Here is a 15,048-nt window from a genome sequence, read left to right on the forward strand (position 1 = left end):
TAAAACTAAAAAAATTGGAGGAATTTGAAAATGGCTAAAGTATATTATGGTACAGATGTGAAGGAAAATGTATTAGTAGGGAAAACGATTGCAGTAATTGGTTATGGATCACAAGGTCACGCACATGCATTAAATTTACATGATAATGGTCATAAAGTAGTTGTTGGTTGTCGTCCTGGTAAATCATGGGATGCTGCAGCAAAAGACGGACTACAAGTAACGACGGTTGCAGAGGCTTCTAAAGCAGCAGATGTCGTAATGATTTTATTACCAGATGAGCATCAACCAACTGTATATAAAAATGAAATTGAACCGTATCTAGAAAGTGGTAATGCGCTTGCGTTTGCACACGGATTTAATGTTCATTTTAACCAAATTGTTCCTCCTGCTAATGTTGATGTATTTTTAGTAGCTCCAAAAGGTCCAGGACATCTTGTTCGACGTACTTTTGTCGATGGTGCAGCGGTTCCAGCATTATTTGCTGTTTATCAAGATGTAACAGGTGAAGCAAAAAATGTAGCACTTTCTTACGCTGATGGAATTGGTGCTACTAGAGCGGGTGTTCTTGAAACATCATTTAAAGAGGAAACTGAAACAGATCTATTCGGAGAACAAGCGGTATTATGTGGTGGTGTAACTTCTTTAGTAAAATCAGGATTTGAAACATTAGTAGAAGCAGGTTATCAGCCAGAAGTAGCATACTTTGAGTGTTTACATGAGTTGAAGCTAATTGTTGATTTAATGTACGAAGGCGGTATGAGCTATATGAGATACTCAATTTCTGATACAGCTCAATGGGGTGATTTCGTATCCGGTCCTAGAGTAGTTGCAAATGAATCAAAATTAGCGATGAAAGATATTTTAGCAGAAATTCAAGATGGAACGTTTGCTAAAGGCTGGATCAACGAAAATAAAAATGGTCGTCCAGTATTTAATGAAATTAATGAAAGTGAAAAACAACATCAGCTAGAAGAGGTTGGAGAAAAACTACGTGCAATGATGCCATTTATCCAAAGAAAAGAAAAGGTCGAGGTGAAGTAAAAAATGAGTAAAATTCAGTTTCTTGATACAACATTACGTGATGGCGAACAATCTCCTGGGGTTAATTTAAATCGATTAGAAAAGCTCGAAATTGCAAAACAACTAGAAGCTTTAGGTGTTGATATCATTGAGGCTGGTTTTGCTGCTTCCTCAGAAGGTGACTTTTTAGGAGTTCAAGAGATTGCGAGACAGATTCGTTCTGTCTCCGTCTCTAGCCTTTCTAGAGCAAAAGATTCAGATATTAAAACAGCATGGGATGCATTAAAAAATGCTGCTGAACCGAGACTTCATATATTTCTAGCTACAAGTGACATTCATATGAAATATAAATTAAACATGACTAGATTAGAAGTTTTAGAAACTGCTAAACATTGTGTCCAGCTTGCAAAATCCTTTTTTCCAAAAGTCCAAATATCAGCTGAGGATGCATGTCGTACGGATCGAGCATTCCTTGCCGAATTCGCAGAGACCGCCATTAAAGCTGGTGCGGATGTGATTAATATTCCAGATACTGTTGGTTACACAAGTCCTTCAGAATATTTCGATCTATTTAAATATTTACAAGAAAATGTACCGTCTTATCATAAAGCTATTTTTTCTTGTCACTGTCATGATGACCTAGGGATGGCAGTAGCGAATTCTTTAGCTGCTATACAGGCTGGAGCAACTCAAGTTGAATGTACTGTAAATGGAATTGGGGAAAGAGCAGGAAATGCAGCCCTAGAAGAAATAGCTGTTGCACTACATATTAGGGAAGATGTTTACCGGAAAAATACTAATTTACGATTACAAGAAATTACTAAGACAAGTAAACTTGTTAGTCGTCTTACAGGTATGGTTGTCCAGAAGAATAAAGCAATTGTTGGTACAAATGCTTTTGCTCATGAATCAGGTATTCATCAAGATGGTGTACTAAAAGAGCCAACAACATATGAAATTATACCCCCATCATTAATTGGGCTTTCTACAAATTCATTAGTATTAGGGAAACATTCAGGGCGACATGCTTTTACTGACAAATTAAAAGAACTTGGATTCAACTTTTCAACTGAAATTATTAACAAAGCGTTTATTCAATTTAAAACTTTGACTGATTCTAAGAAAGAAATTACAGATGCAGATTTATTAAACATTATTAGTAAATGGAGCAAAAAGGAGGTTCTAAAATGAAATTAAAGATCGCATGTCTTCCAGGAGACGGAATCGGACCTGAAATTATGAGTTCAGCTGTACAGGTTTTAGAACAGATTGCACAATCTTATCAACATGATTTTACTTTTTCAACAAATTTATTCGGAGGTCACGCGATCGATGAAACAGGCACTTCATTACCGAAAGAAACATTAGATAATTGTTTAAATTCAGATGCCGTATTATTGGCAGCAGTAGGTGGACCAAAATGGGATCAAGGTGTTGAACGACCAGAAAGTGGCTTATTAAGATTAAGAAAATCACTTAATTTATACGCAAATATCCGACCAGTCGATGTTTACGATGAACTTGTCAATCATTCACCTTTAAAATCTGAGCAAGTAAGAAATGTAAGCTTTGTCGTCGTTCGAGAATTAACAGGAGGAATCTATTTTTCCGAACCTCGTTTCCATAATGAAAATGAAGCAACGGATACTCTTTCCTATACTAGAGAAGAAATAGAACGCATTGTAAAGTATGGATTTGAGTTAGCAAAAACTAGAAAAGGTAAACTTACATCAGTTGATAAAGCAAATGTATTAGAATCTAGTAAACTTTGGCGAAAAATAGTAAATGAATTAAGTTCAAATTATCCAGAAGTAGAAGTTGAACATATTCTTGTTGATGCAGCTGCGATGGAGTTAATTCGAAACCCTAGAAGATTTGATGTAATCGTTACTGAAAATTTATTTGGGGATATTTTAAGCGATGAAGCTTCGATGATTACTGGTTCTTTAGGAATGCTCCCTTCTGCAAGTAGATCTGGCAAAGGCCCATCATTATATGAACCAATTCACGGTTCAGCACCAGATATCGCTGGACAAAATAAGGCAAATCCAATTGCAATATTAAGATCAGTGGCGATGATGCTTCGAGATTTTAACTTAGTTGATGAAGCAAACTCGATTGAAAACGCGATTGTAAATGCAATAAATAATGGCTATTTAACTGGTGACCTAGGTGGAAAAAATTCAACGAGTGAATTTACAGAACAAGTTGTAAAAGAATTACAATTTCAAACAGTAGGAGGTACGGTTCGATGAAGCAAACATTGTTTGATAAACTTTGGCAAAATCATGTTGTAACTGGTGAAGAAGGTAAACCACAACTTTTGTATATCGATCTACACTTAGTCCATGAGGTAACTTCTCCGCAAGCTTTCGAAGGATTGAGATTATCTAATCGTAAAGTAAGAAGACCAGAATTAACTTTTGCGACAATGGATCATAATGTACCAACAAAAAATCAATTAGTGATTACGGACTTAATTGCTAAACAACAAATGGATACGTTAAGAAATAATTGTCAGGAGTTCAATATTCCTTTAGCAGATATTACAGATGAGGACCAAGGCATTGTCCACGTAATTGGACCAGAACTAGGGTTAACTCAGCCGGGAAAAACAATTGTTTGTGGAGATAGTCATACATCTACTCACGGTGCATTTGGTGCTTTAGCATTTGGAATTGGAACAAGTGAAGTTGAACATGTTTTAGCAACTCAAACTTTATGGCAAGTTAAGCCGAAATCAATGGGTGTGAAACTTGATGGTAAACTTCCAAAAGGTGTATATGCTAAAGATATCATTCTTCATTTACTAGCAACTTATGGTGTTTCAATGGGAACTGGATATGTCATTGAGTTTTATGGTGAAGCAATTACAAATATGTCAATGGAAGAGCGTATGACTTTATGTAATATGGCAATTGAGGGAGGAGCAAAAGCTGGATTAGTTGCTCCTGATCAAAAAACGTTCGAGTATTTAAAAGGTCGGAAATATACAGTTAACTCATATGATGAAAAATTAGTAGAATGGAAGAAATTATATACAGAAGAGGGAGCGACATTTGATAAAACAATCGAAGTGGATGTAGCAACCCTTGCACCTTATGTAACTTGGGGAACAAATCCTGGAATGGGCGTAAGAATTGATGAAGCCCTTCCAAAAGCCAAGGATGAGAACTACGAACGAGCTTATGAATATATGGGACTAAAGCCGGAAATCACACCTAAAGAGATTCCAGTTCAGCATGTTTTCATCGGTTCTTGTACTAATTCTAGATTGTCAGATTTAGAGGAAGCGGCAAATTATCTTAAAGGAAAGAAAGTTAAATCGGATGTACGTGCATTAGTTGTTCCTGGGTCAAAAAAGGTTCGAAATGCAGCGATGGCAAAAGGACTACATAAAGTCTTTATCGAAGCAGGATTTGAATGGAGGGAAGCTGGTTGTTCGATGTGTCTGGCAATGAATCCAGACCAAGTACCAGCTGGAGAACATTGTGCATCTACTTCAAACCGAAACTTTGAAGGAAGACAAGGAAAAGGAGCAAGAACACATTTAGTAAGTCCAGTAATGGCAGCGGCTGCTGCAGTACATGGTCATTTTATTGATATTCGAAAGGAGCAAGCAAATGAAACCGTTACGTACGCATAAAGGCACAACCGTATCAATTATGTTAGATAATATCGACACAGACCAAATTATTCCAAAACAATATTTAAAACGAATCGAACGAACTGGCTTTGGAGAATTTTTATTCGATGAATGGCGATATCATGATGATCGCTCACCTAATCAATCTTTTTCATTAAATAATGAAGATCGAAAAAATGCTTCAATCCTAGTAAGTGGAAATAATTTTGGTTGTGGTTCATCTAGAGAACACGCACCTTGGGCGTTAAATGATTATGGATTTACAATTATAATTGCTGGCAGCTTCGCAGATATTTTCTATAATAACTGTATAAAAAATGGCATGCTTCCAATTGTATTAAATGATGAGATTCGCACAAAATTATCTACATTAAGTGGGAATCAAGAAATTGAAGTAGATTTGGAAAAACAAGTCGTAAAAACCATATTTGGGGACTTTGAATTCTCAATCGATCCTGTTTGGAAAGAAAAACTAATGAATGGTTTAGATGATATTGCGATTACGATGAAATATGAAAATGAAATTGAAAAATATGAAAAATTACACGCATAACTAAAAAAAAGAAGTGTCTTATAAGTTAGCTTACTTATGAGATACTTCTTTTTTGTTGCAAGCATGACGATTAGCATAAATAGTTATAGGTGCTCCATTTTATATTTGTCGATTAAATTAACTTAAATGAATAAAATATTTGAATATTTTGATTATTATTTAATAAGATTAAAAATACATTATTAAACTAGAGAGAGGTGATAAAATTGAACCTAAAAATAATTGTAGATAGCTCTTCTGATCTTCCGTTAGAACTATTGAAAAAAAACGATATTTCTGTCATTCCATTAAGAGTCTATGACCAGTTAGAAAAAGAGTATCTAGATGGGGTTAACTTACAATCAAATGAGTTAATGCAAAGAATGAAAAATGGAGAAAACTTTACTTCTTCTTTACCTTCTTACGATGCAATTTATCAAACTTTGGTCTCGTGTAGTGCAGAACAAAATTGTGTCTATCTTACTTGTTCTGGTGACTTATCTGGTACGTATAATTTTGCACAATTAGTAAAACTAGATATTTTAGAAAACAACCCACATGCCTCAATTCATATCATTGATACTAGATCAGTTTCACTTGGAATTGGTGTATTAGTTATGGAGCTAATAGAAGGTGTAAATAAAAATGAACCATTTGAAAATTTAATGATACGATTAAATCAAAATATTAATAAAATCCAACATATTTTTACGTTAGAAGATCTTCAATATTTAATACGAGGCGGTCGTGTCGGTAAGTTTGGTGGATTTTTAGGTGGTATGCTAAATATAAATCCGATAATGGAAGTAAACGAAGGGAAATTTAAACCACTTGAAAAAGTACGAGGTCGAAAAAAAGCATTGAATCGAATGTTAGAACTAATAAAGAGTCGAAAAGATGAACTTAGTAGAAATGTTGGAGTTGTATATGGAGTAAAAGATGAAAATACAGAACAATTTATTGAACAATTAAAGGATCTAATTGGTAATGATCAGATAATAGAAAACTCAGTTGGTTCAGCAGTCGGCGTCCACACAGGCCCTAGTGCAATAGGAATCTTTTTTCTAGCTAAATAAGAAAGTTCATTTCGACTCTCATAGTGGTGAGAGTTTTTTTGTTCCGTAAAACTTTTAAATAAAAAATATATAAATATAATAAAATGGTAGTTTAATAGGAAATGAGAACACATTGTTGTTGACTAAAAATAGACGTGTTTATGGATGGTAAAACAGTTTTTGACAAAAATAAGTGTAAAAATAGTAAGGAATTTGTCTTAATTAACTATTAAATTCTAGTTATTTATAATCAGATAGATTATTCCTGTGGAAATTAATTTTAGTAAGATAGAAGTCTAAGTTACCGTTATTTCAATAAGTAAGAAGCGGGTTGAAAAGCGACTCTCATTAAGGAATTTTGATAGAGTTTAGTTCGAAACCTAATACCAAAATCTATTTTTCTATCCTACTTTCTTATGCTTCTAATCTATCTATCATAAAAATCAAAACCAACTTCATACTAAAACAAAAAATACAATTAAACATTTTAGTAAACACCAATTAACTTTTTTTGGTAAAATAAATTTGAGCAAAGATCAATTACTTACATATTAAATAGAAATAATGAATAGGAGTGGTGGTGTTGAAAGCTTTTATTTTAAGGGACACAAAAGGGCCAGAGTCATTAAAATTGGAAAATGTTGAGATCGGTGCTGTTTTACCGAATGAAGTAGTCATTAAATTAAAAGCAGCTTCCTTAAACCGACGTGATTTTTTTATAACTCATGGTATGTATCCAGGGATGAAATTAGATGCAATTTTGGGATCAGACGGTGCTGGAGTGGTTGAGGCTATTGGAGAAGAGGTACAAGGTTTTTCTGTAGGTGATGAAGTAATCATGAACCCAAGTTTAAACTGGGGCGACCGTGACGATATCAATTCTGATGAATTCACTGTACTAGGAATGCCATCTAATGGTACATTTGCTGAATTTATTAAAATACCAGTTGAAAATGTTTATAAAAAGCCTGAGTATTTGTCATGGGAAGAGGCTGCAGCAATTCCATTAGCTGCACTTACTGCATATAGAGCGTTAATGACACGTGGTCAATTACAAAAGAATGATACAGTATTAATTCCAGGTATCGGTAGTGGGGTAGCATTATATGCATTGCAAATTGCTGTAGCGTTCGGGTCAAAAGTACTAGTTACGTCTAGTAGCAATGAAAAAATTGAAAAAGCAATTGAAATGGGAGCGACTGCTGGTTTTAATTACCGAGAAAAAGATTGGTATAAAAAACTTCGTAAAGAATTTGGATTTGTAAATCTTACAATTGATGGAGTTGGTGGGGAATCATTTAATCGATTAATTGATTTGACAGCTCAAGGTGGAAGAATCGTATCATTTGGTGCGACAAATGGACCAGTTCCTCAAACTGTTTTGCCAAAAGTATTCTTTAAAAATATGGACATTAGAGGGACAACGATGGGAAGTCCAAGAGAGTTTGAACAAATGTTAGCATTTTTTGAAGAACATAAAATTAAACCAATACTAGATCAATCATATGAATTCTTGGATGTCATTAGCGCATTACAACATATGGGTGAAGGAACTAATTTTGGCAAAATTACAATCAAAATAGGTTAATTTGTCTTGTTTTTTGAAGTTTGGCTTCATTCAAAAGAACTGAATAGCTCAGTTCTTTTTTTTTTACACCTTGATAAATTACAATTAACATCATATGATTATTACAAATGTAATATTTAAAAAATTTAGTATTTTGAGTATTGTAAGCGTTTTATCGAAGTGATTAATTATTTTGGGGGGGCTTATTATGAAACATTCATACTTAACTAGAGAACATGAAATCTTCCGCACGGCTCTTAGAAAGTTTTTACAAAAAGAAGCTGTACCATTTTATGAAGAGTGGGAACAAAATAAAATGATCCCTAGGGAATTCTGGGATAAATTAGGTAATGAAGGATTTTTGTGTCCTTATGTTGACGAAAAATATGGTGGATTAGGTGTAGATTTTGGCTATTCGGTCATTATTATAGAGGAGCTTGAGAAAGTTGGTTCAAGTTTAGTTGGCGTAGCATTACACAATGATATTGTAGTTCCTTATTTGACTGCTTATGCAAATGAAGAGCAGAAAATGGAATGGTTGCCTAAATGTATTTCAGGTGAATATATTAGTGCAGTTGCTATGACTGAACCAGGTGCTGGATCAGATTTAGCAAATATTAAAACAACTGCGGTTAAAGATGGAGATTACTACATCGTTAATGGTGAGAAAACGTTTATTACGAATGGTATTCATTCAGACTTAATCATCATTGCAGTTAAAACTGATACAACAATTCGACCTGCTCATAAAGGAATAAGCTTACTTGTTGTAGAAAAAGATACAGTTGGGTTTTCTAGAGGAAAGAAATTGAATAAAGTAGGACTTCATAGCCAAGATACGGCTGAATTAATTTTCCAAGATGCTAAAGTACCTGTAAAGAATTTATTAGGTGAAGAAGGAAAAGGCTTCTATTACTTAATGGAAAAATTACAGCAAGAAAGATTAGTAGTTGCCCTAGAAGCATTAGTTTCAGCTGAAGAAATGCTGAAAGTGACTACTGAGTATGTGAAAAATAGAAAAGCATTCGGAAAATCAATAGCAGGCTTCCAAAACACTCAATTTAAACTTGTAGAATTAGCTACTGAAATCGAAATTGGCCGTACTTTCATTGAGGATTTAATTTATAAGCATATGGAAGGCGAAAATGTTGTTAAGCAAGTATCGATGGCAAAATGGTGGATTACAGATTTAGGTAAAAAAGTAGCCTCAGAGTGTCTTCAATTGCATGGTGGATATGGATATATGGAAGAATACGAGATTGCTAGACGTTTCAGAGATATTCAAATCATGTCAATTTACGCAGGTACAAATGAAATCATGAAGACAATTATTGCAAAACAAATGGGATTAAATTAATCTAAGATTTTAAAATTGGAGGATCAAGTTTATGAGAGAAGTAGTTATTGTTGATGCTTTAAGAACACCTATCGGTAAAAGAGGCGGCAGCTTTAGCGAAACAAGACCTGATGACTTAGCTGCAATTGTACTAAAGGAATTAGTAAGTCGAAATGAATTTGATCCAAAAGAAATAGATGATGTGATTATGGGCTGTGTTACTCAAATTGGTGAACAGGCTGGTGATATTGGTAGAGTTGCCGCTTTATTAGCAGGTCTACCAATAGAAGTGCCTGGTGTTACAATTGACCGACAATGCGGATCAAGTCAACAATCTGTCCATTTTGCATCACAAGCCATTTTAAGTGGGGATATGGACATTGTCATTGCTGCTGGTGTTGAAAGTATGACACGTGTACCAATGTTCTCGAATTTAAAAGGATCAAAATGGAATGAAAAACTAACGAATATGTATGGTGATTTTAACCAAGGAATTTCAGCAGAACGCATAAATGAAAAGTGGAATATCAGTCGAAGCCAACAAGATGAATTTGCTTATAATAGCCATCAAAAAGCATTAAAAGCAATGAAACAAGGTTATTTTGAAGACGAAATTGTTGCAGTTTCTGTTACGAATCAAGACGGTGAACAAGTTCAAGTTTCGAAAGATGAAGGACCGAGAGAAAACTCTTCGATTGAGAAATTATCCACTTTAAAACCAGCATTTACTGAAACTGGTTCAGTTACTGCTGGAAATGCCAGTCAAATTAGTGATGGTGCTGCAGGATTACTTTTAATGAGTAAAGAAAAAGCACATCAATTAGGTTTTAAACCAAAGTTTCGAATTATTGGGAGAACAGTAGTAGGATCTGACCCTCAATTAATGTTAACAGGTCCAATTCAAGCAACTCAAAAAGTACTACATAAATGTGGTTTAACAATCGATCAAATCGATTTGTTTGAAATAAATGAAGCATTTGCTACTGTTCCTTTAGCATGGCAAAAAGAATTAAATGTACCATTTGAAAAGTTAAATATATTCGGTGGAGCGATCGCATTAGGTCACCCACTTGGTGCTAGTGGTGCAAGAGTTATGGTCACTTTATGCAATGCTTTAGAGAAAACAGGCGGACGTTTTGGATTACAAGCGATCTGCGAAGGCCATGGTATGGCAAATGCGACAATTATTGAGAGATTAAATTAATAACCAACAACAAACTGGGGGATTTAAAAAAATGAATATTCGTGATAGTATAGCAATCGTTACAGGTGGAGCATCAGGTTTAGGTGCAGGTACAGTTAGAATGATTGTAGAAAATGGTGGGAAAGCTGCTATTTTCGATCTAAATGAAGAAAGAGCTGCAAGCTTGATTTCTGAATTAGGTGAAGAAAATGTTTGTTTTGAAAAAACAGATGTATCTTCAGAGGAGAGCGTAAAAAATTCAATTCGTAATGTTTTAACGAAATTCGGTTCATTCAATACAGTGGTAAACTGTGCGGGGATCGTTTTAGCTGAAAAAGTAATTAAAAGAGATGGAATTCATTCATTAGAATCTTTCCAAAAAATCATTAATGTAAACTTAGTTGGTACGTTTAACGTTATTCGTTTAGCAGCCGAACAAATGATTAACAATGAACCAAATGAATTTGGTGAAAGAGGCGTTATTATTAACACCGCTTCTGTAGCAGCGTTTGATGGCCAAATGGGGCAAGCAGCTTACGGTGCATCCAAAAGTGCAGTAGCAGGAATGACATTACCAATTGCTAGGGATTTATCAAGATACGGCATCAGAGTCATGAGTATTGCTCCTGGAATATTTGAAACGCCAATGTTTGATGTATTACCAGAAAAAGCTAGAGAATCATTAGGTAATATGGTACCATTCCCATCACGTCTTGGTAAACCATCTGAATACGCACACTTAGCGAAAAGCATTGTTGAAAATCCAATGTTAAATGGTGAGGTCATCCGTTTAGACGGTGCAATTCGTATGCAACCAAAATAAAAGGTAGATGAAAGGCAGGAGGAGCGTAACTTATTCTCCTGCTTTTTAGAATAAACTACTTAATTAAATCAATGCGATTTTATGAAGTTATGATAGAAAAACGACTCATAAGAATCTTTTATCCTTACTTTTTATTATAAAAAAGGTCAGGTTTTCCACAATTTGGGCACTCATATAAATAATGTTCTTGAATTTCGTTACTAATATTTGAATTCTCGTCATTAATGGAAACGTCTGAATTACAATTTGGACAATTATTGCTATTTTTTGAGGATTTATTTTTTAAATTCTCCATCTTCAATTCATCCTTTCTTTTCATTTCTCTAATAAATCTTTTATATTTTACCCATTAAATGATCGATTTTATTAAATAAATTAAATCTATTTTGGCAATACAGTATAATGTACTTTTAATATATTTTGGGTTCAAGAGAGGCGGTATTAAAATGGAAACAACGAATAAGGTAACTGTAAAAGCGACGATTAACGCACCAATTGAAAAAGTATGGGAATTTTGGACAGAATCTGAACATATTAAAAAATGGAACTTTGCTTCAGATGATTGGCACACACCAATTGCAGAAAATGACTTACGTGTAGGTGGGGAATTCCGTTCAAGAATGGAAGCAAAAGATGGTAGTTTTGGTTTCGACTTTGGCGGGATTTATGATGAAGTAAAAAAATATGAAGTTATAGCATATACACTAGGTGATGGTAGAAAGGTTAAGATAACATTTAGTGGAAATGAAAACGAAACAGAAGTAATTGAAACATTTGACCCTGAAACAACTAATCCTGTTGAGCTTCAACAACAAGGATGGCAAGCAATTCTAGACAATTTTAAAAAATATACTGAACAAACAATTAAATAAGTAGATCTACAGATTTTAGTAATTGATAAAAGCACAAATAGGTATACAAATGCATAAAAGGGCTACTTTTGTAGCCCTTTTAATTGTCTTAATTTAGTTAATGCTTGAAAACAAAGGGTCGATATTCACTTTCCAAGGAGAGATAGGTGAAGTTCTAACCATAGTAAAAGAAAGTGTGGACCTTAACCGCCCTCTATTTTTTATAAAAAGATTAACCTCTACTGGGATTTTAGTTTCTAAAACAGATGGGTCTGAATCCATTGTTTTGGGCAAAGTCCACTGAATCGCTTCTATATTTTTTATTTTCTTAAGATTTTTTTTCATATTTTTATGATTACTTATGGCAATTTTTTTAACCAAGCCTTTATCTTGGTTTTTAATCGTAACGAAAAATACATTCAACAGTTGGGAAGGTGGTAAGTTATTCATATATTCATCAAGCTTACCAGCAGCTTTAAGGATCATCACATGATGTGATAAGTCTGCTTTACCTGTCCGATGTGTTGTACTTCCCATAAAATGAATGCAAAAATGTCCACAAAAACCATTTGGAAGTGAACCAGCTCCATGTGGCATTCCGTGCATGGAAGCAGGGATTAGGTTTTCATCAGCTAAAATTAATACAGCCCTTCTTCTCCAACTCCAGTTCCCATCGTATATCTCCTTCATGATTCTTGTATCTTCTCTTGTTAGTGGCTGAACATCTGCATGCCTACTCCCAGCTCTTCTTTGTACATTAAAGCTCTTACCAGTTTCCACATCGATTACAGTGAACAACGAGTATTTTGGGATTATTTTGTTAACAGCTTCCCAATCTTGAATTTCTATTTGAAAGCTAATCGGGGTTAGTACTGGCTCGTTTGACGAAGCGTAAGTAAAATCTGCAAAGCAAATAAATGATAGGGACAGGCTGACTATAAAAAATAATTTTTTCACAGCTAAAAATCAACTCCGATGTTTAGTAATTAATAACATCTATTTTGTGTAATTTTTTAGAAAAAATAGCTAATAAAAATTTGGAAATATAAATGTTTTCGTTTTTTTAAAGGTTTTACTCATACTTCACTAGATACTTCTTAATAAATAATTTCTTTTTGAACTAACCGAATGCTTCCTGTAAAACTTGATCAACTTTATAGTTCTTTTTAGAATAAAATATCAGTTAAGGCGAATTATCAAACATAATTGAGCTAACAAATAAATATGTTAAGGTAGGCATGGATTAAATGTAAAATTGATGTTCTCCAAGTAGAATTGACAGACTAAGATGCATAACTTATCATAAGTGAGTAACTCACTTAATAAGAGATAGCAGAAAGGAAAAAACTCAAAATGACAAAATCTAATATTTTATCCGATTTCCTTTTTCGTAAATTTATTCAAAGGAAAAATGAAAAAAGGTTAGAAATTAATACTGAATATATGATAAATGAAGAAAAGTATGTATCGATTGGGGGAATTGATCAATGGATAACGATTCGTGGGGAAGATAGAAGAAACCCTGTTCTTTTATTGATTCATGGTGGTCCTGCCTCAACTTATTCGATTTTTAGTTCTATAATACGTCCTTGGGAAAGGCATTTTACTATTGTTCAATGGGATCAGCGAGGTGCAGGAAAAACTTTTAAAAGAAATGGTAAAGAAGGCTGTGGTAAAATTACATTACAACAGTTGGCAGAAGATGGAATTGAATTAAGTCATCTTATTTCGAATGAACTTGAGAAAGAAAAAATTATTTTGGTTGGAAGTTCTGTCGGTAGTCTTATCGCTACATTAATGATTAAGGAAAGACCAAATCTCTATTTTGCGTATGTAGGGACCGATCAAAATTGTTTGGATTATGAAAATATTGCATATCAATTGGGCATTGATGCTTTGTCTGATGCAAGAGATAAGAGGGGACTAAAGAAATTTAAAGAAATAGGGCCAGATCAAACAAAATGGACACAAAAAGATTATGACAAAAGAAATCAGCTATTAGTAAAATCTATAAAAAATGTTCCTAATATGGTAATGGACCTTATTTTACCTGCAATGCTTTCATCACCACAACATAATATGAACGATTTATTCGATATTTTTAAAGGGATGAAATTTTCAGGGGAACAATTGTTTAATGAACTAATGAATTTTGATTATGGGCGGTTAGGAACAGCATTTTCAATTCCTTTCTTTATTTTTCAAGGAGACAATGATATTATTACCCCTACTAAAAATGCAGAACGATTTTTGCAAGAAATCGAAGCACCTTTAAAAGAGTTTATTTATATAAATAACGCTGGACATTTAGCTTGCTTTGCTAGACCTGAGCAGTTTTTAGAAGAATTGGTAAATAGAGTAAGACCTTTAGCAATTAATAATTAAGTAGGAATTTATAAATTGGAGTGAGTAAGTTGTTACCAAAAGATGATAATCAACAAACTGATCGAAAGGTGCTAATAAAACAATCTGCATTGAAAATTTTTGCATTGAATGGTTATAAAAATACGAAAACAAGTGTAATTGCAAATGAAGCAAATGTTAGTGAAGGGTTAATTTTTCGCCATTTTCAATCAAAGGCAGAATTGTTTTTTCAAATTATTGAAAGCCTAATGATTGAGTCTCAAAGTGAGCTAAGTTCATTGCAGTTTTTCCAAGGAACACCTTACCAACTATTAAAATTATTAACTGAAAAAATGTTAGACGAAGATCATAAATATGCATTTATGATTATCGAACAAGCGAGGAAAAATACTGAAGTACCAGAAAAAGTGACTGAATTATTATCAAAATATTCACCTGATTATTTAATTGATTTACTAATACCAATTTTTATAAAAGGACAAGAAAATGGTGAATTAATAAATGAAGATCCACGCAAAATATTAGTATGGTATTTCAATGTGATAAATAGTTTAACCATTCAAGATCTTGTTGATAATAAATTTGGTTTACCTTCTTCTGATTTTTTGATGAAATTGTTAAAGGCTTAAATGGTAGTGATTGAAATAAAATTCTCAGTAATAAGAGTTCTT

The 15,048-nt window shown here is 33.6% G+C and carries 13 protein-coding genes and 1 pseudogene; 13 read left to right on the plus strand and 1 reads right to left on the minus strand.

The genetic code is table 11. The features are described from left to right. Positions 1–30: 30 nt before the first annotated feature. The 11 genes and pseudogenes from ilvC to ACSBO6_RS09545 all read left to right on the plus strand — a co-directional run bounded on the left by ilvC (position 31) and on the right by ACSBO6_RS09545 (position 12,034). Positions 31–1,041, plus strand: coding sequence for a ketol-acid reductoisomerase (gene ilvC, locus ACSBO6_RS09495; RefSeq protein WP_098848180.1), 1,011 nt, complete (start codon positions 31–33; stop codon positions 1,039–1,041). Positions 1,042–1,044: 3 nt separating this feature from the next. Next, a pseudogene (locus ACSBO6_RS09500) lies at positions 1,045–2,166 on the plus strand (2-isopropylmalate synthase); the annotation flags it as partial. A 41-nt stretch (positions 2,167–2,207) separates the two neighbouring features. Beyond that, positions 2,208–3,275 carry a 3-isopropylmalate dehydrogenase gene (gene leuB / locus ACSBO6_RS09505; RefSeq protein WP_098848182.1) on the plus strand — a complete coding sequence of 356 codons (1,068 nt, stop codon included), beginning with the start codon at positions 2,208–2,210 and terminating at the stop codon, positions 3,273–3,275. Then, complete coding sequence (leuC, locus tag ACSBO6_RS09510) at positions 3,272–4,666, plus strand: 3-isopropylmalate dehydratase large subunit (protein ID WP_098848183.1); 1,395 nt, start codon at positions 3,272–3,274, stop codon at positions 4,664–4,666. Before leuB ends, leuC begins: the two co-directional genes overlap by 4 nt. After that, positions 4,644–5,219, plus strand: coding sequence for a 3-isopropylmalate dehydratase small subunit (leuD, locus tag ACSBO6_RS09515; protein WP_098848184.1), 576 nt, complete (start codon positions 4,644–4,646; stop codon positions 5,217–5,219). Before leuC ends, leuD begins: the two co-directional genes overlap by 23 nt. A 206-nt stretch (positions 5,220–5,425) precedes the next feature. Next, positions 5,426–6,274, plus strand: a complete 849-nt coding sequence (locus ACSBO6_RS09520) for a DegV family protein (RefSeq protein ID WP_498844543.1) — start codon at positions 5,426–5,428, stop codon at positions 6,272–6,274. A 562-nt stretch (positions 6,275–6,836) separates the two neighbouring features. Next, entirely contained in the window at positions 6,837–7,841 is a 1,005-nt protein-coding gene (locus ACSBO6_RS09525) for a zinc-dependent alcohol dehydrogenase family protein (RefSeq protein ID WP_498844544.1), read from the plus strand. A gap of 187 nt (positions 7,842–8,028) precedes the next feature. Then, positions 8,029–9,177 carry an acyl-CoA dehydrogenase family protein gene (locus tag ACSBO6_RS09530; protein WP_180233011.1) on the plus strand — a complete coding sequence of 383 codons (1,149 nt, stop codon included), beginning with the start codon at positions 8,029–8,031 and terminating at the stop codon, positions 9,175–9,177. Positions 9,178–9,208: 31 nt separating this feature from the next. After that, the gene (locus tag ACSBO6_RS09535; protein WP_498844545.1) at positions 9,209–10,360 is read left to right on the plus strand and encodes a thiolase family protein; all 1,152 of its coding nucleotides are present in this window, start codon (positions 9,209–9,211) and stop codon (positions 10,358–10,360) included. A 31-nt stretch (positions 10,361–10,391) separates the two neighbouring features. Further along, the gene (locus ACSBO6_RS09540) at positions 10,392–11,162 is read left to right on the plus strand and encodes a 3-hydroxyacyl-CoA dehydrogenase (RefSeq protein ID WP_098848188.1); all 771 of its coding nucleotides are present in this window, start codon (positions 10,392–10,394) and stop codon (positions 11,160–11,162) included. 446 nt (positions 11,163–11,608) lie between these two features. Continuing rightward, a complete protein-coding gene (locus tag ACSBO6_RS09545; protein WP_098848189.1) occupies positions 11,609–12,034 on the plus strand; it encodes an SRPBCC family protein in 426 nt (141 codons plus the stop codon). Positions 12,035–12,127: 93 nt separating this feature from the next. Here ACSBO6_RS09545 and ACSBO6_RS09550 read toward each other — a convergent pair whose 3' ends face one another. Next, complete coding sequence (locus ACSBO6_RS09550; protein ID WP_098848190.1) at positions 12,128–12,970, minus strand: hypothetical protein; 843 nt, start codon at positions 12,968–12,970, stop codon at positions 12,128–12,130. Between the two features lie 396 nt (positions 12,971–13,366). Here ACSBO6_RS09550 and ACSBO6_RS09555 point away from each other — a divergent pair, with 396 nt between their 5' ends. Further along, a complete protein-coding gene (locus ACSBO6_RS09555; protein ID WP_098848191.1) occupies positions 13,367–14,398 on the plus strand; it encodes an alpha/beta fold hydrolase in 1,032 nt (343 codons plus the stop codon). 29 nt (positions 14,399–14,427) lie between these two features. Beyond that, on the plus strand, positions 14,428–15,006 hold the full coding sequence (locus ACSBO6_RS09560) for a TetR/AcrR family transcriptional regulator (RefSeq protein ID WP_286138475.1): 579 nt from the start codon (positions 14,428–14,430) through the stop codon (positions 15,004–15,006). Positions 15,007–15,048 lie beyond the last annotated feature (42 nt).

The organism is Bacillus sp. AL-1R (genome assembly GCF_052180195.1).
In the GTDB taxonomy this organism is placed as follows: domain Bacteria; phylum Bacillota; class Bacilli; order Bacillales; family Bacillaceae_G; genus Gottfriedia.